Source organism: Salinibacter grassmerensis, from assembly GCF_947077765.1.
GTDB classification, from domain to species: Bacteria; Bacteroidota; Rhodothermia; order Rhodothermales; family Salinibacteraceae; genus Salinibacter; species Salinibacter grassmerensis.
Genome location: NZ_CAMTTF010000001.1, coordinates 902,229 through 924,699, shown reverse-complemented (window position 1 = coordinate 924,699; position 22,471 = coordinate 902,229). Strand labels below are relative to the sequence as shown.

15 protein-coding genes are annotated in these 22,471 nt (G+C 66.9%); 8 read left to right on the top strand and 7 right to left on the bottom strand.

The genetic code is table 11. From position 1 onward, the window contains the following. Positions 1 to 18 precede the first annotated feature (18 nt). The gene (ggt, locus tag OJB03_RS03535; protein ID WP_263785343.1) at positions 19 to 1,812 is read right to left on the bottom strand and encodes a gamma-glutamyltransferase; all 1,794 of its coding nucleotides are present in this window, start codon (positions 1,810 to 1,812) and stop codon (positions 19 to 21) included. 68 nt (positions 1,813 to 1,880) lie between these two features. After that, positions 1,881 to 2,261, bottom strand: a complete 381-nt coding sequence (locus OJB03_RS03530) for a diadenylate cyclase (protein WP_263785341.1) — start codon at positions 2,259 to 2,261, stop codon at positions 1,881 to 1,883. On the opposite strand from OJB03_RS03530, the gene OJB03_RS03525 reads away from it, so the two are divergent. After that, positions 2,260 to 3,408 carry a serine hydrolase domain-containing protein gene (locus OJB03_RS03525; protein ID WP_263785339.1) on the top strand — a complete coding sequence of 383 codons (1,149 nt, stop codon included), beginning with the start codon at positions 2,260 to 2,262 and terminating at the stop codon, positions 3,406 to 3,408. The genes OJB03_RS03530 and OJB03_RS03525 overlap by 2 nt on opposite strands. A 32-nt stretch (positions 3,409 to 3,440) precedes the next feature. Here the strand turns inward: OJB03_RS03525 and OJB03_RS03520 are convergent, their stop codons facing one another. After that, entirely contained in the window at positions 3,441 to 6,437 is a 2,997-nt protein-coding gene (locus OJB03_RS03520; protein ID WP_263785337.1) for an AsmA family protein, read from the bottom strand. Between the two features lie 213 nt (positions 6,438 to 6,650). Between OJB03_RS03520 and OJB03_RS03515 the strand changes: the two genes are divergently transcribed. From OJB03_RS03515 to OJB03_RS03495, 5 genes are all read left to right on the top strand, one after another. Continuing rightward, positions 6,651 to 6,800: a hypothetical protein gene (locus tag OJB03_RS03515; RefSeq protein WP_263785336.1), complete on the top strand. Its 150-nt coding sequence runs from the start codon at positions 6,651 to 6,653 to the stop codon at positions 6,798 to 6,800. Further along, positions 6,797 to 7,081 carry a sensor histidine kinase gene (locus tag OJB03_RS03510; protein WP_263785334.1) on the top strand — a complete coding sequence of 95 codons (285 nt, stop codon included), beginning with the start codon at positions 6,797 to 6,799 and terminating at the stop codon, positions 7,079 to 7,081. Before OJB03_RS03515 ends, OJB03_RS03510 begins: the two co-directional genes overlap by 4 nt. A 1,180-nt stretch (positions 7,082 to 8,261) precedes the next feature. After that, positions 8,262 to 9,380, top strand: coding sequence for a hypothetical protein (locus OJB03_RS03505; RefSeq protein WP_263785332.1), 1,119 nt, complete (start codon positions 8,262 to 8,264; stop codon positions 9,378 to 9,380). 132 nt (positions 9,381 to 9,512) lie between these two features. After that, a complete protein-coding gene (locus OJB03_RS03500) occupies positions 9,513 to 9,932 on the top strand; it encodes a type 2 periplasmic-binding domain-containing protein (RefSeq protein WP_263785330.1) in 420 nt (139 codons plus the stop codon). Positions 9,933 to 9,981: 49 nt separating this feature from the next. Further along, entirely contained in the window at positions 9,982 to 11,868 is a 1,887-nt protein-coding gene (locus OJB03_RS03495) for a methyl-accepting chemotaxis protein (RefSeq protein ID WP_263785328.1), read from the top strand. Between the two features lie 244 nt (positions 11,869 to 12,112). On the opposite strand, the gene OJB03_RS03490 is transcribed toward OJB03_RS03495, so the two are convergent. From OJB03_RS03490 to OJB03_RS03480, 3 genes are all read right to left on the bottom strand, one after another. Further along, positions 12,113 to 13,228, bottom strand: a complete 1,116-nt coding sequence (locus OJB03_RS03490) for a mechanosensitive ion channel family protein (protein ID WP_263785326.1) — start codon at positions 13,226 to 13,228, stop codon at positions 12,113 to 12,115. Positions 13,229 to 13,282: 54 nt separating this feature from the next. Next, complete coding sequence (gene smc / locus OJB03_RS03485; protein WP_263785323.1) at positions 13,283 to 16,843, bottom strand: chromosome segregation protein SMC; 3,561 nt, start codon at positions 16,841 to 16,843, stop codon at positions 13,283 to 13,285. 272 nt (positions 16,844 to 17,115) lie between these two features. Beyond that, the gene (locus OJB03_RS03480; protein WP_263785322.1) at positions 17,116 to 17,757 is read right to left on the bottom strand and encodes a PorT family protein; all 642 of its coding nucleotides are present in this window, start codon (positions 17,755 to 17,757) and stop codon (positions 17,116 to 17,118) included. A gap of 321 nt (positions 17,758 to 18,078) precedes the next feature. On the opposite strand from OJB03_RS03480, the gene OJB03_RS03475 reads away from it, so the two are divergent. Both OJB03_RS03475 and ligA read left to right on the top strand, forming a co-directional pair. Next, on the top strand, positions 18,079 to 19,014 hold the full coding sequence (locus tag OJB03_RS03475) for a 1-phosphofructokinase family hexose kinase (RefSeq protein ID WP_263785320.1): 936 nt from the start codon (positions 18,079 to 18,081) through the stop codon (positions 19,012 to 19,014). Positions 19,015 to 19,148: 134 nt separating this feature from the next. Further along, positions 19,149 to 21,221 (top strand): NAD-dependent DNA ligase LigA, encoded by a 2,073-nt coding sequence (gene ligA, locus OJB03_RS03470; RefSeq protein WP_263785316.1) that lies wholly within the window; start codon positions 19,149 to 19,151, stop codon positions 21,219 to 21,221. A gap of 123 nt (positions 21,222 to 21,344) precedes the next feature. On the opposite strand, the gene OJB03_RS03465 is transcribed toward ligA, so the two are convergent. Beyond that, positions 21,345 to 22,340 carry an integron integrase gene (locus tag OJB03_RS03465; protein WP_263785312.1) on the bottom strand — a complete coding sequence of 332 codons (996 nt, stop codon included), beginning with the start codon at positions 22,338 to 22,340 and terminating at the stop codon, positions 21,345 to 21,347. Positions 22,341 to 22,471 lie beyond the last annotated feature (131 nt).

Here is a 22,471-nt window from a genome sequence, read left to right as displayed (position 1 = left end):
GGCACTCTGTGCAGGACGTCAAAACCCCACCGCTGCGCCGTCGGCCCGCGGGTCCGATCCGCCGTAGAACACCCGCCCCTCATCGCCCGACTGCGTCACGCGAAGGCCCTGTGCGCGTCCCCAGCGCGGGATGCCCCCGAAGACCCCTTCTTCCACCTCCCACCCACGCGTCCGAAGATTCCGGACCGCATCCCTCGAAAGGGCGAACTCCTCGTGGCTGAGGTGACGCGGCTTCCACTGGTGGTGCAGGCGTCCGGCCGTCACCGCCTGCTCGATGTCCATCCCGTGGTCGATCACATTCATGATGACCTGGAACGTGGTCGTGATGATGGTCGACCCGCCCGGCGCCCCGATCACCAGGGAAAGCTCGCCGTCCGGATTTTCGACGATCGTGGGCGACATGGAGGAGACCATGCGGCGATCCGGCGCCACAAGGTTGCGCTTCGTCCCGGAAAGGCCGAACTGGTTGGGCACGCCCGGCTTCAGCACGAAGTCGTTCATCTCGTTGTTCATGAAGAAGCCGGCCCCATCGACCATGACCTTCGAGCCGTAGCCGCTGTTGAGCGTGGTGGTGACGCTCACGGCCATGCCGCTGCTGTCGGCGACCGAGTAGTGGCTTGTCTCCATCGACTCGCCCGCCAGCATGGGCTCGCCCGCCCGCACCGAGTCGGTGGGCGTGATGCGGCTGGAGTCGAAGGAGGCCATCCGCTTGCGCATGTAGTCCTTCTGGATGAGCCCCTCCGTGGGCACCTGCACATGGTCGGGGTCCCCCAGCCACTTGGCACGGTCGGCAAACACGCGGCGCATGGCCTCCCCGAGGTAGTGGGCGGTCGCGCTGGAGTTGAAGCCCATCTGGTCGATGTCCCTCATCTCGGCCGCGTTGAGGAGCTGGGCGATGGCGACGCCCCCGGACGAGGGCGGCCCCATCGAGTGTACTTCGTAGCCGCGATACGTGGCGGTCACTGGATCCCGCTCCACCGCCTCGTACTCGGCCAGGTCCTGCTCGTCGATCAGCCCCCCGTTGGCCTGAAATTGCTCGGCGATGAGCGAGGCCGTCTCGCCCTCGTAGAATTCAGACTTTCCGTCGTCACGAATGCGCTTCAGGGTGCGGGCCAGGTCCGTCTGCACAAACTGCTCCCCGGCTCGGTACCCCTCCGACGAACGGCCCTTCGTGAAGTACTGCTTCGTCGCCGGAAACTCGGCAAACGCCTCGTAGCGGTCGTTCAGGTCCTCCGCCATTGTGTGCGGCAGGGGGAAGCCCTCTTCGGCGAGCCGAATGGCCGGGGCCATCACCGTCGCGCGGTCGAGCGTGCCGTGCTCGTCGAGCGCCTTCAGCAGGCCCGCCACGGTGCCCGGCACCCCCGAGGCCAGATGGCCCCGCCGGCTGCGCTGGCGCACAGCGTTGCCGTCGTCGTCGAGGTACACGTCCTGGGTGGCCCCGCTGGGCGCATCCTCGCGGTGGTCGATCGTCGTGACCGAGCCGTCGGGCCGGCGGATCACCATGAAGCCGCCCCCGCCGATGTTGCCGGCGTAGGGGTGCACGACGGCCAGGGCAAAGCCTGTGGCGACGGCCGCGTCGACGGCATTGCCCCCCTTCTTGAGCATCAACACCCCCGCCTGGGAGGCGCGCTTTTTCGCGGAGACCACCATCCCGTTCTCCGCATACTCAGGAACCGGAGCGGGGCCGGCCGTTCCGGATGACGAGCCGGAGCGTGGGGGGTTCGGGGTCGTCGTCCAGGCCGGGAGGGCGAGGACACCGATCACGAACAGAAGTGCACAGCCGAGAATGCGAGCCGTCGAGCGTACAGGCATGGCATGGTGGGGTGGCCGGAGAAGAACAGCGCTTCAAAAGTAGGTGTCCCCTGCCCGAATGACAACCTTCACTCCGCCCGACTTAGCACGGTCACTTGATCGTCACTGCGGATGAGGACAGGGGCGTCGGTGACACGCGTGATGGCGGCGGCCGCCCGGTGGCGACTGCCCAGTCCGCCAGGGATGTCCAATCCACTCGCATCGGCGTCGCCTACGGTAAAAATGGTTCCGACCGTGCGGTCTTCGCACCCCTCTCGGGCCAGCTCCACAGCCAGGGTGACAACGTGCTCCAGGGGCTCGCTGTCTACCGACTCGCGCTCGGCGGAGACGCGCTCGAGGACGTCAGAGTGACCCCCGTCGGATGTGACGGCCTCTGCAGATACGAACACAATGCGGGCCCCAAAGTACGCACGGGCGGTTTGCCACGCTCTCAAATCGCCCGTGTCCATGTCCTTCTGTTCCGCGACATCTCGCAGCGCGCTTTGCTGGCCCCTCGCGCCTTCGGCCCTGGGCGGCCTGCTCCTCTTGTGCCTGGTGGCGGCCCCGGCGCATGCACAGTCCGGCCCCACGACGGAGACGTGGAGGGCCCACCCGCCCAAGTCGTACGGATTCGACGCTTTCGCGCTCGCCACGGCTGTGGACCGGGCCGCCGACCTCGCTCCTCCCCTCACCAGCCTGCTCGTGGCCCGCGGCTCGACGACGGTGGCCGAGGTCTACTTCAACGGACGCAGCCCCGCTCAGGGAGCCAACCTCAAGTCTGCCAGCAAGAGCGTGTTGAGTGCCCTCACCGGCATTGCCGTCGAAGATGGCATCCTGGATGGCGTCGAGCAGCCCATTGGTCCGTTTTTCCCGACCCTCCTCGCCGACGCCCCCCGCAAGCAACGCATTACGATCGACCACCTGCTCACGCAGCAGACCGGCCTCGAATCGACGAGCTTCGGGAACTACGGCGCGTGGGTCTCAAGCCCCGACTGGGTGGCAGACGCGTTGCGGCGCCCCATGGTCGACCGGCCGGGGGGCGACATGATTTACAGCACCGGCACCACGCACATTCTGGGGGCTGTCCTCGCCGAGGCGAGTGGCCGGTCGCTCCGGTCCTTTGCACAGGACCGCCTCTTCGACCCGCTCGGCGTGCGCGTCCAGAGCTGGCAGCGGGCGCCCACGGGCCGCTACTTCGGCGGCAACAACATGGCCCTCACGCCCCGCGCGATGCTGCGGTTCGGGCAGCTGTACCTGAATGATGGCCGCTTTCGGGGCCAACAGGTTTTGCCGGCGGACTGGGTCGACCTGTCGTGGCGGACCTACGTGCGCTCCACCTACCGCGATCACCAGTACGGATACCTCTGGTTTACGCACGAACTTGGGGGGGAACGCGTGGCGTTTGCCTGGGGCTACGGCGGGCAGTACGTCTTCGTGGTCCCCCGGCTCGATCTCGTCATGGCCTGTACCTCGTCGCTCCGGGACCGCCCCCGTGGCAGCGAGGACCACAACGAGCAGATCATGCGCCTGCTGGCAGAGAACATCATCCCCGCCGCGCAGGGGCCTCTCGGGCCCTCCGAGTGGCCCCCGCTCCCCCAGCCCGTGTTCGGGTGGTGAGACCCTCCGCGGGACGCTTCCGGACGGCTGCCCTACTCTCCTCCGTCGCCCCCAAACAGGTTTCGGAGCCGGTTGAGCCCCTCCTCCTTCGCCAGCGAGCGGATGTTCGACGTGATGGCGTCCTTATTCAAGACCTCCACGGAGGGGTCGCGCATCGTCCCCCCGAGGCGGACCGTCACCGGTACGGCCTCGGCGCCAGCGTCTCCCCCGACGAGCTTGTTGAGGAGGGTCCCGACCTGTCCATCTCCTCCCCCCAAACGCCCGGCCAGCCCAGAATTGTTGAGGACCGAGAGGGGGACCTGAAGCGTCATGTCGAGATCCACGCCGCCGCTCAGGCCCAACGCGCCGTCCAGCTGCCCCTCAACCCGCGCCCCCCCGAAGTCCCACGTGTTGAGTCGAAACTGGCCGTCCTCGATGGTGAACGGGCCGCCGAGGCGGTTGAACTTCTTTAGGGAAGACGACGGCAAATTCAACGCGTCGACCAGGGCCTGGGCCGGCCCCGCGTCGAGCGATAGCCCGCCGTTGGCGACCAGCGACTGCCCGATGGCAGTAAAGGCCTCCGCCCGGGGCAGAAAGCCGTCCGTCAGGGCCGTTTCTCCATCGGCGTCAAGGGTGAGCGTGCCGGTCACGAAGCGCCCCAGTGTCGTCCAGTCTGCAAGGACGGCCCCGGCTTGTGCGTCCCGCAGCTCAAAATCGTACATGAGCGCCGACGCAGGCGCGGGGGCAGTCGTCGAGGGGACACGCCCCGGAGCCGTCGCGGCAAGCCAGACTGAGCCGGAGGTCGGCCCCGTGGAAGCGGACGCCGAGGCCCGTTGATCGAGCGTGAGCGAGCCGGCAAGGGTGCCCTCGTAGGTGGTCCCCGCCAGGTTCTGTACCCGCAGCCGCCGGTCGTCCATCTGCACGTCGAACGACAGGGCGTCGAAGCGCTGGGGGTCGTTCAGCAACGTACCGACCTCGACGCGACCCTCCACGGCGTAGGCCGGTAGCTCGACGCCTCCATATAATTCTTCGGCTACGGCCTCGGGCGACTGCCCATCCAGTTTTGCCCCCGACAGGTGGGCGGCGAAGAGCTGTGAGTAGGTGGCGCTCGACGTGTCGGCCTCCGGGTAGAGAGACACGAGGTCGAGGCGGTCGGCGGTGAGTGTAAAGGTCGCGGACAGCGCGGGGTCAGTCTCCGCCATCCCCGCCGAAAGGGGAAACAGATCCTGTACAGTGGCCCGCAGCGACGCGGCCTGATCGCCCGACCGAATCGAAAACCGGTCCATCGAGAGGCCCGTGCCGGTCAGCTGCACGGTCGCGTCGGGAATCTCGACCGGACTCCGAAACGACTCGTACGGGACCTGGACATCGGCCAGACGCACCGAGCCCTGGGGCTGAATCGCGTCGGGCGTATCAATCGGGCCCTCGAACTGGACGTCGTAGTCCGCTTCTCCCTCGATCGCCCCCACCGTGGCGGCGTCACCCGCGAGCGAGGCGAGGCGGGGCAGGTTCGCCGTTCCGGCCAACTGCCCCTCCACCTGCGGCTGGCCGAACAGATCGCGTACACTGATCGCCCCTGAGACCGGACGGCCCAGAAGCTGTCCGTCCAGGCCGCGCACCGAGGCCGTCGTGCCTGAAAACCCGAGCCCCGCCTGCAGGTCGCGGAGGAGCGCCTCCCCCTCATAGTCCACGCCTCCACCCGCGAGCCGTCCGGCCCCGTCAATGACGAGCTGCTGCATCGACGCCACGTCCGACGGCAGCGGCCCCCGTGCCGTCGCGTCGAGGCGGAGCGTGCCCTGCGGGTTGTACCTGCCAATCTGCTCCGGTGGGGCGAAGGCCGCAAGGTCCGCGAGATCCATCGCGCTCGTCTTCAACTGAAGGGTGAGACGGGGGGCGTCCCCCAGATCGCGCACCGACAGGTCGCCGGTGAGCGAGGCCCCCAGCAGACGCCCGTCCATGGACCGCACGGCCACCGAGTCGAGCGCGAGCGACAGATCGGCGCTCAGGTCGCGGAGCAGGGCCGTGCCCTCGTAGTCCACGCCCGCCTCGGCAAGCTGCCCCGTGGCCGACAGGGTCAGGCTCTCCGTCGTGTCGGCCAGCGGCCCCGTGACTGTTCCCTCAAGGGCGAGCGTGCCCTGCGGGTTGACGCCCGCCACCGCCGCGGCCGGCGCGAACGCCGCAATCTCGGCGAGGTCCGTCCGCCCCGTTTCGAACGTGAGGTCGAGCACAGGCCGCGTGTTCACCCCCGAAATCGTGCCGTTCGTCGAGACCGTGACCGGCGCCGTGTTAAACTGGAGAGTTTGGACATCCACCTCGCCCTCGGAGGGCATCACACGAACACTGTACGTGGCCTCTGCCTCCTGCACCGCGAGGGTGTCGGGCCTCACACTGGGCAGCAGCGCCCGTACGGACCGCAGGTCGACGGTCCCCTCGCTCGTGATGGCCGGCCCATCGGGACGCGCGCTCAGTTGCGCCCCGAAGTCCAGTCGGAGGGCCTGCCCGGTGGACCGGTCCGTGTAGTTCATCTGTGCCTCGGACACGCGAAAGCTCGACACGGGGATGCCGGCGAGCGGCGACCCGTCGGCCGCCGCGGTCGTGTCGGTCGCCCCCAGATCGTCGAAGTTGGTCGTCCCGTCTTCGCCCACCTCGTAGCGCACCACCGGCGCCTCCAGGGCCACGGCCGTCGGCCGAATGTTCAGCAGAAGCAGGGGCCACAGGGCCACGTCTACGTTTAGCGCCCGGGCCTCCACGGCGGGTGCGGGCCCGTAGCCCTCGGCGTTGGCGAGGCGAAAGCCGGAGACGCGGACGGTAGGAGCGGGCAGCACGCGCAGCCCAATCGCGTCGATGTGTACCTGTCGCCCCGTCGCCTCCTCCAGCGGCGGCACGACGTACCCCTTCAGCTGCTCGGAGGTAAAGAGACGAGGCAGGATGAGGGCCGCGGCGAGAACGAGAACGACAAGCCCACCGAGGAACCCCCCGCCCCACTTCAGCAGGCGGCGCGAGCGTCCAGAGTCGGAACGGGATGCGTCGGGGAGGTCTTCTTCGGGCATGGCGACCGGGACAGAGCGTTGGAAAAAGACGGGAGGAAGCCACTGGAGATATGGAGACGTGCCATAAAACCCACGACACAGGCATCCGATCCAACGACGTGGTCCACGCAGGGGCTTTCCTGATCGCCCTCCATTCGCGCTCGGCGCGGCCTGCCTCCTAGCACACTGGATCAGAACAACTGGATCGTCGGGGTGAATTCAACTGGACGGGCCATGTTGCGACTTCTCGACGACGCAACTGGCCCGTCCGTCGCGGACCTTTTACCGGATGACGCGCTCCGCGACCACATGCAGGAGGCCACTGGCCGACGAGGTAGCATTCAGGTTGAGAACGATCGGTCAGGTCCCGGCTTCACCAGTTGATCGAGAACCTCGTCCGCAACGCCGTCGAACACGGGGGAGACACGGTGACGATCGGGAAGCGAGCGGACGGGTTCTACATCGCCGATAATGGTCCGGGCATTCCGGCCGACGAGCGGTCGGAGGTGTTCGAGACTGGCTACTCGACCCGCGACGCCGGGACGGGACTGGGGCTGAATATCGTCCACGAGGTCGTGAAGGGTCACGACTGGATCGTCCGCGTTGACGAGAGTGCAAAGGGAGGCGCCCGGCTCAACGTCGGCGGCGTTGAGTTCGTGGAGTGACCGAGCGTCCCTCCTCCTACACACCATCGCAGCAGGCACTGGGCCCGGACGAGCGGCCTGCCTGCTGCACATTTCCCCTCCCTCGTCCCGTCTCCCGACGCGCCCGGCTGGCTCTACGAAATCGGCCATCTTGTCGTCGGCGTCCCCCAGGCCACGCCCGATGTTCATTGGGGCTACGACCGCAACGTCTGCGAGGGGGTGCACAGCATCGCGACGTTCGGGCCTCGTCGGGTGAACGGCCACGAGCAGAAAGTCTGCTGCACCGGGAGGGCGCGACACGGGCACTGCCGACGGGGAAGGGCCCGTCGAGGGCGTCAGGCTGTCCGAAAAGGCTGCCCGGCTTCGTCCCCTGGGCGTGATCAAGGGCTGATCGTCACGCGCAGTCGAGACGGCTTCCTTCACGCCCAGCATGGGACGGGAGCATGCGGACACGCGCGGACCCGATTTCTCCTTCTTTCTTCTCGACGATCTCGTCTCCGACGTCAGTGAGTATCGTTTCAGTGGAGTAACCACTCGGCCCACGCCTGGGACATCCCTGTCTTTCAGGCGCTCTGCTCGTCCGAATCAGCGTGCGAGCGTTCTGTCTCTCGCCCATCGTGGAGACACATCTTGGGCGTTCAGAGGCCGGCAGATTATCACGATGAGTGGGCCGGTCTCGTGCGGTCGCCCCCGCCGGAGTATGCAGCTCTCGTTCGCCTCAATCGGAGGAAAGCCCGATAGCGGCACCGGCCATCCACTTTTCACCGGTGCCTCACCACACCATTTGTCATACCCGAAATGTTATGTCGGGGTAGGTCTGCGTCTTGCAGACCACCGACAGTCCTCGACAGATTTTCCCTCTACTCTCTTCCACCACGGCCGAAAAGACTTGAGAGGAAGACTGAAACCGGAAAGAATCAACGAACGGTGAGGGAGGCGGCCCGAAGGAAGCTGCGGGAGACACAGGTAATGAATTCAGGGCTTAATTTTGTGTTGTTTTGTTACGTTAGGTTTTTGTCATTTTAAAAAAATGAATTTGGTCTAATAGAGGGACCTTGATTTAAGACCGAGACCTGACTGTCGATAAGCACAATAACGCTTCTAGATTTGTCTTCCACTTTTTCTTGGATAAAGTCAGATAAGTATCATGTCAACTGGCAGGACCTCCCCTTTGTACGCAGGCATCGTTGCACTAGCGCTGATGTTCACTTTTGCCCCCAACCCGGCGCACGGGCAGTCGGACGATCTCAACATCTACGGCTTCTTTCAGGCGCAAGGTAGATACGTCGCGGAAGACGACGGTAGCGGCGACAGCGGGTACAGCTCGTTCCGGCTTCCTCAGCTCAACCTATTCTTCGCGAGAGATTTCGGGGACGACTTCGGGGCGTTCGTCAGCGCTGAGTTTCTCAACAGCTACAACTCCGGGGAAGACTTCGGCATCGCTCGTCTTGGGGAGGGATGGGTGCGGTACGAGTACGGTCAGACATTGAAGATAAAAGGAGGCCTCCTCATTCCGAAGTTTAACAACCTGAACGAGATCAAGAATCGGACGCCTTTGCTTCCGTACGTCACTCGGCCCTACGTCTACGAGCAATCCTACAAAAACCTGATCGGCAATGGGGACTACGTGCCCCAGCGGGCCTACGGCCAGGTGTACGGCACCCTTCCCGTCGGGGAGGTCGAGGTCGATTACGCAGCCTACGTGGGCAACAGTGACCCCGGGTATCTAACTTCCGGGGATGCAAGCTACCCCGTGTCCGGAACCGACACGACCTACTCCAAGCTCTTCGGGGGACGAGTCGGCGTTCAGTACGAGGGCGTGAAGGCCGGGGTCTCAGGCACCATTGACGAGGCAAACATGCGCGAGGTGGATCTATCTATCGCGCAGACCTCCGTGCCCGCTGGTCTGGGAGACGTGGACCGGTATCGAATTGGAGCTGACTTGTCCTTCGACATCAACGACTTCTTCGTCGAAAGCGAGATCATTTCGGTCACGTACAGCCTAACCGACGAGCAGGAGGCCAAGTGGGACGGGCTGCGGCAGAGTCCTTCTCTCAGCGGCGTCCTGGGTGAGAACCTGGACCAGCTGTTCTACTACGGTGTGGCCGGGTACCAGGTCACCAGCAACTTCGATGTCCACGTACTCTACAACGCCGTCGAAGAGAACCGATCAAATGTCGATCTTGCGTCCTTCGGAGGAGGTGTCTCGTACCGCCCGGTGTTCCCCGTACGGTTGAAGGCAGGCTACCGACGGTCTAGGATCCGGGACGGGGACTACACCGGAAACTTCTTCAGTCTCGCCGCCAGTGTCACCTTTTAGGCAGAAGTCGCCCGGCAGAGCACAGTCCCGAGCCGGCCATGCGTCCGTCACCAGTTCGGAAATACGTCGAGACGCATGTCTTACTCTCTACCCTACACCGTTTCCTTTGCCTCAGATCCACGCGAGAAATTTATGAAGCGCCTACTTCTCTTATTCACCGCCCTGCTGTTCCTGGGCACGGCTGGCACAAGCCACGCCCAAGTTGCCGTCATCGCCCACCAGGATGTCCCGGTTGAGGAGATCGATGCTGATGCCCTCGAAGACATCTACCTCCTCGAACAGGGGAAATGGGACAATGGATCGCAGATTGTTCGCTTTGACCTAAACTCCGACAGCGAGACCAAGTCTGGCTTTTACGACTACTTCGGGCAGTCCGTAGGCGACGTCAAGAAGGTATGGCTGCGGAAAAAGCTTTCGGGGGAGGCTCAGCCCCCCGAGAAGGTATCCCCCAACCAGATGATTGATGAAGTAAGCAGCACCCCGGCGGCAATTGGGTATGTGCCGGCGGATGCGGTGACGGACGCCGTCAAGGTTATCGCGACCATCGAGTAGTACTCCACTCGCTTTCACCTTTCTCTGACGCAGCAGAGTCTTTCCGATTATGATCGACCGGTTAAGCGAATCCCTTCGGGCCAAGTTAATTGTTGGCTTTGCCGTTCCGTTCGTCGCTCTCGTTTTGTTCGTGTCGATTTACTATCCACTCAATCAGCGCTCGGATAGTTTGAACGCGGCCCGGAATCAGGTCAACGAACTCAGCGAGATGGTTGCCCTGTCGGTGGGGACCGGCCTGGCCGACTCAAACTACGACCTGGTGAAGAAGACCTTCGACTGGGCCACAAACGACTCGAAGGTGCGATACGTCGCGATCCTCGACGAGAAAGACGCGGTTCTGTTCGACCACAATCCCGACGAGCTTCAGGTCGACACGGGGGCGTTGCTTCAGGCCGAATCGACGATTCGCCAGGGCGGGCTACTGCGCACCTCCCACCCGATCGAGTACGACGGGGAACGCTACGGCAACGTGGTTTTGGCGTACTCGCTGGAGGAGGCCATGTCGGAGATTTGGTCGGAGACGATGCTGACAGTGTTCATCAACCTCTTGATTCTGGGCATGGGCATCGGGGCTGTTTTCTGGCTCGCCGGCCGCATCACGGGCCGCATTCGGCGCGTCCGTGACGGGGCTCAGGCCGTTAGCGAGGGGACCCTGGACGTAGAAGTCTCGGTCCAGGCTGACGACGAGATCGGGGAATTGGCCGGCGGATTCAACGAGATGATCCGCGACATTCGCACCACCCAGGAGGCGCTCGAGGAGGAGAAGGCCTCCGTCGAGCGCCGCGTCGAGGAGGCCGTCGAGGAGTCCGAGCGCCAGAAGGAGCGCCTCCAGGACAGCGTCGACACGATGCTGGAGGCCATCGGCCGCTTTGCCGAGGGGGACCTCACCGTCCGCCTCCCGGCCGGCCGGGACGGGGCCATCGGGCGCCTCTTCGAAGGTTTCAACGAGGCGGTCTCCGGCCTCCGCTCCATTGTCGGTCAGGTGCGGGAGGCGGCCACCTCCACCGCCACGGCGACCGAGCAGATCAGCGCCTCCTCCGACCAGATGGCCGCCAGCGCTGAGGAGCAGTCCGCCCAGGCCGAGGAGGTGGCCGCCGCCGTCGAGCAGCTCAACCAGACGATCAACGGCAACGCCGAAAGCGTCCAGAAGACCGCGGAGGTCGCCCAAACGGGCAGCACGAAGGCCCATCGAGGCGGGGAGACGGTCCGCAAGGCCACCAACCAGATGGAAGGCATCGCGTCCGCCATCGAAGACACGACCGAGACCATCGAGCGCCTCGGCACCTACGGGGATAAGATCGACCAGGTCGTCGACCGCATCGACGAGATTGCCGATCAGACCAACCTCCTGGCCCTTAACGCGGCGATCGAGGCCGCTCGGGCTGGTGAGGAGGGCAAGGGCTTTGCCGTCGTGGCCGAGGAGGTGCGGGAGCTCGCGGAGGAGGCCGACGCGGCGACCGACGAGATCGCGGGCATGATGGATGAGGTGCGCGCGGAGATCGATGGCGCGGTCGGCACTGCACGTCAGAGCAGCCAGCGGGCGGAGAAGGGGCTCGACCTGGCCGAGGAGGCTGGGCAGGCGATCGAAGAGATCGTGACGGCAATCTCGAAGGTCGAGGAGCGGACCGACGAAATTGCGGCGGCCTCCGAGCAGCAGTCCACCACCAGTGAGGAGATTGCCCGGAGCGTCGAGTCGATCTCGACGGCCGCCCGGGAGTCGGCAGCCGGGGTCACCGAGGTGTCCGACACCGCCAACCGCCTGAAAATGCTCAGCGAGGAGCTTGAGGAGACAGTCCGACAATTCAACATTGAGCGTTCTGCCAGCGACGATCGGACCCCGGCGACACCCTCAGCCAACGACGTAGGGGGAGGCGGCCAGGCGCTGGCAGAGCAAAACTTCGGCGACGGTTCTCCCTCCGGCTCCTCTTCAGCGTAGCGTGCGGTCGGCGTGATCAACGAGCGCACTCTAGCGAGCAGACCGCAAGGGGGGTGCCCGTTCGGTATTCGACGTGATATCGCCGTCCCGGTTGGGGGGGTGTTGCCTCCCCGAGCATCCCGACTCGTTCGTGAGAGGGCGGTACCCTCTCGGGCCCAACCCCGCCACCGGCATTTCGCGAAAGGCAGCCGGCAGTGGTTCGGGCGACGGATGAACAGCCCCCGTCCTCTACCTTGCTAGGCGCTTATGCCTCATCGTTCTCCGCCGGGCCTTTGCCCTCCCCCGGCCTGTCGAGCCGCGTCCGCAGTGCCGGCAGGGCGTCGGGGTAGTGCTCGCGGACGTAAGCCACGAGCTGCTCGCGGATCTCGCAGCGCAGGCTCCACAGCGTGGAGGCATCCCTGGCGCTCGCGGTGGCCCGCAGCGTGATGGTGCGCTCGGAGGCATCGGTCATCTGAAGCCCCACCACGTCCTCGTCCCAGTGCTCCGACGCCTCCACGATGCGCCGGAGCTCGTCGCGCAGCTCTTCGACCGGCACTGTGTAGTCGAGGTACAGGAAGACCGTGCCGATGAGATCCGACGAGGTCCGGGTCCAGTTCTGAAAGGGCTGCTCCAAAAAGTGCGTGATGGGAAGGACGATGCGCCGCCGGTCCCACACGCGCACCACGACGTACGTCAGCGTAATTTCCTCGACCCACCCGAACTCCCCCTCCACGATGACCACGTCCTCGACCCGGATGGGCTGAGTGAGCGCGATCTGAATGCCGGCAATGAGGTCCCCGAGCGTGCGCTGGGCCGCGACGCCGACGACAATGCCCACAATGCCCGCCGACGCCAGGATGCCGGTCCCCAGCTCGCGGAGGGGGTCGTACTGCATGAGCACGATGCCGCCCGCGACGATAACGACGGCCGTCGCGGCGATCCGGCGGAGGATGCGCGTCTGCGTGACAATCTTTCGGGCCTCCAGGTTGTCCGGCACGTCCGTCTCGTACCGCTCCGAAACGGCCTCCTCCACGGCGTAGAGCACTGCGAGAAGCGCCCAGGCCACCCCCACGACGAACAGCGCCTGCAGCCCGTTGTCGAGCACCACCCGGGCCGTGTCGGAGAACGCCCCACGGACCGTCGGAAGCGCCAAGTAGACGCACACCACGGGCACCAGCACACGCAGCGGCCCGCGGGTCCGACGAAGGAGCGCCCCGCGCAGGGGGAGCTTCCATTCCACCCCTCGCGTCAGGGCACGAAGGCCGCGGTGCACCGCGGCGTAGACGAGCAGCCCCAGCACGGCGGCCCCCGTGAGGACCAGCACGGCGTCGAGGCCGGTGCGGCGCAACACGTCGAGCACCTCCGTGAGCAACGTGTCCATTTGACTCGGGTCTCTGGGATGCCAGGGTACACGACGCGCCTCACCGCCCCCGCCCTACTCGGTCAGCTCCGTGGCCTCGTCGAACTCTACCCCCACGAGCGTCGACACGCCCTGCTCCTCCATCGTGACCCCGTACATGCGGTCCGAGAGGTCCATGGTGCGCTGGTTGTGGGTCACAAGCACGAACTGGGTATCGTCCTCGAAGCGCCGGACGAGGTTCATGAAGCGCTCCACGTTGGCGTCGTCGAGCGGCGCGTCCACCTCGTCGAGGACGCAGAAGGGGCTCGGCTTCACCAGGTAGATGGAGAAGAGCAGCGCGGTGGCCGTGAGGGCCTTTTCGCCACTGGACAGCTGGTCGAGCGTCACGGGCCGCTTGCCCCGCGGCTTCGCCACGATCTCAATCGCCGAGTCGATGGGGTCGTCCGGATCTTCGAGTTGCAACTCCGCCGAGGCACCCTCCCCAAACAGCTCGGTAAAGATGGTGCCGAAGCTCTCCTTGATCTCGTCGAAGGTCTCCATGAAACGCTCCGAGGCCTTCGTGTTGATCTCCTGAATGGTGTCAAGGAGCGTGTCCTCCGCCTCTTCCAGGTCCGCCTTCTGCTCCCGGAGAAAGTCGAGGCGCTCTTTTTCTTCCTCGTACTCTTCGAGGGCGAGGGGATTGACATCGCCCAGGGCGTTGATCGTCCCCCGTAGGCTCTTGACTTCGGACTGCGCCTCGCTCTCGTCGAATGCGTCGGGCACCGACACCGGGTCGTCCGCCAGGTCGCGGTCGAAGTCCGCCTCCATGCTGTCGAGCAGGTCCTGGGTGCGGGTCTCCACCTTCGTGAGCGCCACGGCGGCCTCGTTTTTCTGCTCCAGGGCGGCCTCGCGCTCCTGCCGGATCGACCGGAGCCGGGACTCCACCTCTTCAATCTGTGTCTTCGTCTCCTGGAGCGCCGCTTCGGCCGCCTCCACGGACTGGTCGCGGTCCTCGCGCTCTTCGCGGAGGGCCTCGATCTGCTCGTCCAGCTCCGTCTGCTTGTCGAGGGCCTCCTCGATGGTGGCCTCCAGGTCCTCAAGGGTGGCCTTGCGCTCGCCGGTCTGCCGGTCGAGCTCGTCGATCTGCCCCCGCGCCCGCTCCAGGTCCTGCTCCAGGTTGTCGACGCGGTTCCGAGCTTCTACGGTCGCCACCTGCGCCTCGCTGAATGCGTCGACGGCCGCCCGCTCGCGCTCCTCCGCCTCGGCGAGGGCCTCCTCCGCCTCGGCGCGCTCCTGCCGCCGGCGCTGCATCTCCGCCTCCGCCGCCTCCACCGTCTCTCGAAGGTCATGGACGCGGTCCTCGTGGTCGGCGAGTTCGTCGTCGATCTCGTCGAGGCGCTCTTGCAGCTCGGCGCGCCGCTCCTCCGTCGACGTTCGCTCGTAGCGGAGCCGCTCCAGGCGCTGCTCGGCGTCGGCGAGGGTCGCCTCGGCCTCCTCCACCGCGGACTCGTGGGACGCCAGGTCAATCGCGTCGAGGGCGGCCTCCGCCTCCGCCACCGCGGCCTCCTGCTCCTCGCAGGCCGCCTGCAGGTCCGTCTGCTGCTCGCGGGCACGGGCCAGTTGCTCGCGGCGCCCGAGGCGGCTCGCGGCCGGCGACACGTCGTCCTGCCGGCTCCCCCCGCGAAGGACGCCCGTCGAGTCGACCCACTCGCCCGTGCGGGCAAAGACCCGCATCGAGCGGGCTGCGTCCTGCGTCTGCCCGGCGAGGGCCTCGGCCTCCTCCAGCGTGTCGACGAGGTAGCAATCGCGCAGCAGCGTGTCGGCCAGGGGCGCGTACGCCGGGTCCGTCGTGCGGACGACCTCTCGAAGGGGCACCGCCCCGTCGGGCGCCGACGCGGACGGTGGCATATCGGGAAGCCGGTCGAGCACGAGGAAGGACGTCTGACCCTTGTCGGCGTCGCGCAGGCGGGCCACGGCGGTCCGTGCGTCGTCGACGGTGGGCACGACCACGCAGGACGCGAGGTCGCCCAGGGCCGCGTCGAGCGCCACACGGACGTCGTCGTCGCACCCGAGCACGTCGGCCACGGTGTAGAGGTCGTCGAACAGCTCCTCAGCGGCCAGGAACTGCACGGCGTCCGAAAACTCATCGTAGCTGCCGACGAGGCCCTCGAGAAGCTCTACCTCCGCCTCGGCGGCGTCCCGGCGGCGTTCCAGCTCCCGAAGCTCCTCCTGCGCCGCCTCCAGAGCGGCCCGCCGCTCGTCGCGCGCCGTGGTGGCCTCCGCTCGGGCCGAGCGGGCCTCGTCGAGCGCCTGCTGGGCGGCGGTGCGATCGGCCTCCGCCTCCTCGATGCGCGTGTCGAGCCCCTCAATCTTCTCCGCCAGATCATCGTACTGAGCACGGGCGCGGGTCCGCTCGTCCTCCAGCAGTTCGTGTCGGTTCGTGCGCTGGTCGAGTGCCCGGCGCTGCTCGGCGTGCTCCGCCTCCGCCGCCTCGGCGGCCTCACGGAGGCCCTGAACATCTTCACGGCGGTCGTTCGCGGCCGCCTCCGCCGCGTCCCGCTCCTCACGGGCCTCATCGAGGGTGGCCTCGGCGTCGTCGAGGGCCGGCCGGGCCTGCTCCAGGGCGCTCTCCAGGCGCTGCACCTCGTCGGTCAGGGCCCCGCGCCGCTCGCGGGCCTCCTCCTGGGCCTGTCGCGCCTCGTCGCGGTCGCCCCGGGCACGGGTGAGGCGCTCGCGCTGCAGCCGCTGCTCCGCCTCCAGCTCCCGGACGCGCGCCCGGTGCTCCTGCAGCGCCTCCCGACGCTCCTGCAGCGTGGCCTCCCGGGTCGCGAGCGTCTCCCGCAGCTCTTGAAGACGGGCCTCGGTCTCCTGCTCGTCGCCGGCCATCGCCTCGGCCCGCTCGGCATGCTCCGCCTCCTGGTGCGCCAGCGTGTCCCGGCGCTCTGTGAGCCGATTGTACTCCACCTGTGCGAGCCGCAGCTCCAGGCGCCGCAGCTCCGTCTCCGCCTCCTGATACCGCTGGGCCTTGTCGGCCTGCCGCTCCAGGCGCTCGACCTGCGTGCTCACCTCGTCGGTCAGGTCGCGGATGCGCTCCAGGTCCGACTGCGTGCCGTCGAGCTTGCGGAGGGCCTGGCGCCGGCGCATCTTGTAGCGCGTGATGCCGGCCGCCTCCTCAAACATGCGGCGGCGGTCCTCGGTGGAGCCGGACACCAGCTCGTCGACCATCTTCAGCTCGATCACCGAGTAGGCGTCCGCCGCCATTCCAGTGTCCATAAACAGGTCCGTGATGTCCTTGAGGCGGCACGTGGTGCCATTCATCAAGTACTCGGACGTGCCGTCGCGGAAGAGGCGGCGCCCGATCGTCACCTCGGCGTACTCTGTGGGCAACACCCCGTCGGTATTTTCGATCGTCAGCTCCACCTCCGCCATGCCGATCGGGCGCCGGTCCGCCGTGCCGTTAAAGATGAGGTTCTCCATCTTCTCCGACCGGAGCACGGTGGGGCGCTGCTCGCCGATGACCCACCGGATGGCGTCGACGATGTTCGACTTGCCGCACCCGTTCGGCCCGACGATGGTGGTAACGCCGGGGTCGAACGTGAGCGTGGTCTCGTCCGCAAAGCTCTTGAAGCCCTGCAGTTCAAGTTTGCTGAGGTACATGTGCCCGGGAGGTCGTCGTCAAAAACAAAAAGTCGACCGCACGGCCGGACGACGCCTGGAGGCGCTCCGCCGTGGGACAGAAGGGAGTTGTGGGGGAGACTAGTTTAAGAAAAGAGGCCGACTGCCGTTTTGCAAACGACCCGCCGCCGCCGAACGTTACCTCCAGCGGCGGCTGAGGCCCGATCGCGCCCCGAGACGGCCGACGCTTCTGTTATTGATCCCGCCGGAGTGGTCCTCTAGCGACGGGTCTCGACGGGCGGCCCCCTCCCGTGCTACAGGCCGAGACGCAGCACCAGCGACCACGCCCGCGTCTTCCCCTCTCCGGGGAAGGGCGCCTCGGGAAACGGCTGGTCCGTCCCGTCACGGGCCACGTCCCGCAGGCCCCACACCCGGCGCACGGTCAGGTTAAGCCGCTGCCCCCCAATCGGGAGGGCGGCTCCCACACCGGCCACAACCCCCGCGTCGAATCGGCGGTAGAACGACCGGCCCGTGTTGAAGGACAGGTTCACATCGCCCCCTGGCGTCTGCCGCTCAAAGAGCTTGACGGCCCCGAACCCCCCGGCCTCCCCGTGCACCACGACCGACTGGATGGACGGTGTCTCCAGGTGCAGGAGGAGGGGCAGTTTGAGGTACCCGGCCCCGTAATCAATCGCCCCGCCCTCCTCACGATCGACCCGGGTGCCCTTCTGGCTAATCAGGAGCTCGGCCTGCGCCGACACGGGGCCGTACAGGGGCTGGCGCACCACTCCCCCTCCGACCGCGGCAAAATAGCCCCCCAGGTCGGACGCCGGAGACTGCAGGGTGACACGGTTGACGCCGATCGTAAATCCGTACTGACGGGTGTCCTGGGCCTGACTCGCGGAGCCCCCTGCGAGCAGCCCCATGAGAACCAATGCGCAAAAAACAGAACGCATGCAAGAATCGGGACCGGAGCGGCCCAATTCGTACTACAGAACGCGAACCGCCCCTCCAAACAGCCCGGCCGCCCGACGGATCCCCGCCCGGCCCCGGGCCCAGTCCCGTCCGCCTTCGCGTCCTCGACGACCAACCCGCCGTTCCCTGCGTCCGGCGGCGCGGCCCCCGATAATCCGATCGTTCTTCAACGTGACCGCGCTCCGGCCTGGGTACGTTTGAGATACCTTCCGAAATTCCCCAAAAATGCCCCTGATAGGGCGGACACCTCTCCGTGCGCCATTCGAGCGCCGCCCGGCCCAGCCCCCCATTCCGTCTCCGCCATGCCCCCGATTGTAACCCTCACGCTGAACCCCGCCGTCGACAAGAACACGGAGATCGAGCGCGTCGTGGCCGAGGACAAGCTCCGGTGCGACGCCCCGAGCCGCGAGCCCGGAGGCGGCGGCCTCAACGTGTCCCGCGTCGTCGATCGGCTCGGGGGCCAGTCGACCGCCCTCTACACGGCCGGCGGCCCCACGGGCACGACGCTGGCGTCCCTGCTGGACGACGAGGCGCTCGACCACGTCCCCCTCCCCATCGACGACTGGACCCGCGAGAACCTGATCGTTTACGAGACGTCGACCGACCGGCAGTTTCGGTTCGGCATGCCCGGCCCGACGCTGACGCCCGAAGAGGTGGAGAGCGGCCTCGCGGCGCTGCGCGACCTCGACCCGGCCCCGGACTACCTCGTGGCCAGCGGCAGCCTGCCTCCGGGCGTGCCGGACGACACGTACGCCGCGGTCGCCGACACCGCCCACGCAGTCGGGGCACGGCCCATCCTAGACACGTCGGGCGCGGCCCTGCGAGCGGCCGCACCGGCGGGCTGGCACCTGCTCAAGCCCAACCTCTGCGAGCTTGAGCAGCTGGCCGGGGACACTCTTGAGACGGAGGCCCAGCGGACCGGCGCCGCGCGCAGCTTCATCGAGCGCGGGTGGTGCACAGTCGTCGTCCTCTCCATGGGCGCCTCCGGGGCGCTGCTCGTTACCGCCGACCGGGCCGAGCACGTCCGCTCCCCCACCGTGCCGATTGCCAGCCGCGTGGGGGCGGGCGACAGCATGGTGGCCGGCCTCACCGTCGCCCTCGCCCAGGGCCGGGGCCTGGGCGCGGCCGTGCAGTTTGGGGTGGCCGCCGGGGCCGCCGCCGTCATGACGCCGGGGACCGAGCTGTGCCACCGCGACGACGCCGAGCGCCTCTTCGAACAAATTCGTGACAACGCGTAATTCCGGCGCCCGCCCCGAACGTCCGCCCCCCGCTCGAATTTGAGAAGGGGTCAGCGGAAGGCGGGCCGCCGACCGGGTCGCCCCCGACGAACACATCCTCACGCCCTCTCCCTCGCACCCCCGAAACACCCAGGATGCCCGACGCAGACCCGACGCCCGACCTCGACCTGGCGGCCATCGACTCCGAGCCGGCCGCGGCGGAGGCGGCCGAGCACCTTCGCGCCGCGCTCCGGCACCACAACTACCGCTACTACGTCCTCGACGCCCCGGTCGTCTCCGACGCCGAGTACGACCGGCTCTTCCAGCAGCTCCAGACCCTGGAGGCCGAATACCCCGAGCTGCAGACGCCCGACTCCCCTACTCATCAGGTGGGCGGCCCGGTGCGCGACGAGCTGGGCACAGTGACTCACCCCGCGCCCATGCTCAGCCTGAAGGCCGTCTACGAGGAGGACGAGGTGCGCAACTTCGCCGAGACGTGCCGCGAGGAGCTGGGGCGCGAGACGGTCACGTACACCGCCGAGCCGAAGTTCGACGGCCTGGCCGTGGAGCTGATCTACGAGGACGGGCGCCTCGTGCAGGGCGCCACCCGCGGGGACGGCACGACGGGCGAGGAGATTACGGCCAACGTGAAGACCATCAAGGGCGTCCCCCTTCGCCTCCGAGACGACGCACGGCCCGTGCCCGACCGCCTCGTGGTGCGGGGCGAGGCATACATGCGCAAAGACGAGTTCAACGCGTTCAACCGGCGGCGCGAGGAGGAGGGCAAGAAGGTGTTCGCCAACCCGCGCAACGCCGCCGCCGGCTCGCTCCGGCAGCTCGACTCCAATATTACCGCGCGGCGCCCCCTCCGCATCTACTTCTACGAGATTGCGCCCGTCGACGGGCGCGACTTTGCGACGCACGCCGAGGTCCTGAACGCCCTGCCGGAGTGGGGCCTGCGCGTCTGCGCCGACCACATCCGCCGCTGCGACGGCATCGACGAGGCGCTGGCCCACCACACCGCCCTCGTGGACCGGCGCGACGACCTGCCCTACGAGATCGACGGCCTCGTCATCAAGGTGAACGACTTCTCGGGGCACGAGACGCTCGGCATGCGCGACCGGGACCCGCGCTGGGCGGCGGCCTACAAGTTTCCGCCGCGCCGCGCCACCACCACGATCGAGGACCTCTTCGTGCAGGTGGGGCGCACCGGCCGCATCACGCCCGTCGCCGTGCTGGCGCCCGTGGAGGTGGGGGGCGTGGAGGTGACGCGCGCCTCGCTCCACAACCAGAACGAGATCGACCGCAAGGACATCCGGGTCGGCGACACGGTGCTCATCGAGCGGGCCGGCGACGTGATCCCGCAGGTGGTGAAGGTGATCGAGGACGAGCGCGACGGCACCGAGACGCCCTACCATATCCCCGACGCGTGCCCCATCTGCGGGTCCGAGGTGGTGCTCAGCGACGACAAGAAGCAGGCGTTCTGCACGGGCGGCATGACGTGCCCCGCCCAGTTCCGCGAGCGCCTGAAGCACTACGCTTCCCGTGAGGCGACCGACCTCGAAGGGCTGGGCGACAAGCGCGCCGAGCAGCTCATCGACGCCGGCCTGATTCAGGACATCTCGGACCTTTACGAGATCGAAAAGGCGGACCTCCTCGCCCTGGAGCGGTACGCCGACAAGTCGGCCCAGAACCTGCTCGACGAGATCGAGGCGAGCCTGGCGCAGGACCTCGACCGCTTTCTCTACGCCCTCGGCATCCCGCTGGTCGGCTCGGCCACGGCCCGCCTCCTCGCGCAGCACTTCGCCTCGCTCGACGCCCTCGTGGACGCCGACGAGGACGCCCTCACGGAGATCGACGACATCGGGCCCGAGGTGGCCCACAGCATCGTCACCTTCTTCGCGGACGCCGACAACCAGCGGGTGATCGACGAGATTCGGGGCGCCGGGCTGGACCTGACCAACCCGTACGCGGACGACGAGGCCCCCCTCGACGGCCTCACGTTCGTCTTTACCGGCAGCCTGGAGGACTGGACGCGCAGCGAGGTGCAGCGGTTCGTGGAGCAGCACGGCGCAAACGCGACCTCCAGCGTCAGCGGCAACACCGACTACGTGGTGGCTGGGCCCGGGGCCGGTAGCAAGCAGGACGACGCTGAGGAACGGGGCATTCCAGTGCTGGACGAGGACGCCTTCCACGACTTGCTCCGGGAGCAGGGGATCGACGCGTAAAGTCCCTCCAGGCCCCGCGCTGGAGCCTACCTGGAGCGACGGTTTTTGTCAAAGCAGGTGAGCAGAGCCAGCGGGTACGTCGGACGCGCGACGTGGGGCACGCGTCGAGAAGGCGGGGGAGCGCTATGTTGAGTCCTTGGGCAACGTGTCGAGCGGGCTCGTCACGTCCGCGCCGCTCTGTTCCAGAACGTGGACGTACTGCATGGTGGTGCGCAGCTGCTCGTGGCCCAGGAGCTGCTGAATGGTCCGGACATCGGTGCCGTCCTGCAGCAGGTGCGTCGCAAAGGAGTGTCGAAGAGTGTGGCAGGTGGCGTGCGTTTCAATTTCCGCCGCGTCGGCGGCCTGTTTGACGGCCCGCTGCACGGCGGAGTCGGAGCGGTGGTGGCGGCGGACGGCCCCGCTGCGTGGATCTTCCGAGAGCTTCGTAGAGGGAAACACGTACTGCCAGCGCCACTCCGTCGCCGCATTCGGGTACTTTTCCGCCAGGGCGTCGGGCAGGTAGACGCCGCCCACGCCGTCGGCGCAGTCCTCTTCGTACTGGACCTTCACCTTCCGCAGGTGGCGCCGGAGCGGGCCGTGGAGGCGCTCGGGCAGCACCGTCGTCCGGTCCTTCCCGCCTTTGCCGTCCCGCACATGAAGGCGGCTGGTTCCAACGTCGAGTTCTTTGACCCGGAGGCGAAGGGCTTCGGACAGTCGGAGTCCGCTTCCGTAGAGAAGATGCGCGATCAGGCGATTCGGACCTGTCGACATGGCGTCGAACAGGCGATGGACCTCCTCGCGGGAGAGCACCGTGGGGAGCCGCTTGGGCCGGTCAGCACGGTCAAGGGGACCAACGTCGTCGAGTTCCACGCCGAGCACCTGTTCGTAGAGGAAGATCAGCCCATTGAGAGCCTGATTCTGAGTGGAGGCCGCCACGTTGCGGGTCGATGCCAGATGGTTCAGGAAGGCCCGGATATCATCCTCGACGAGGTGGCGGGGATGGGTGGTGTCGTGGAAGCGGACGAAGCGGGTGACCCAGCGCACGTACGCTTTTTCCGTATGGTAGCTGTACTGGCGGCGCCGGCAGGTCTGCCGCACCTGATCGAGGAGTTTGGGCGACTGGTCTGGGGCATCGGGCATGGCGACCGGCAGTTGGCTCCGACACGACGTATGGCTTGAAAATAATATTGCCAATATTGAGTATGTCAAGCGGTAGGCGATATTCCGTGGATCGAACCTGCTTGACATATGAACAGTCCTGTTCGCCCAAC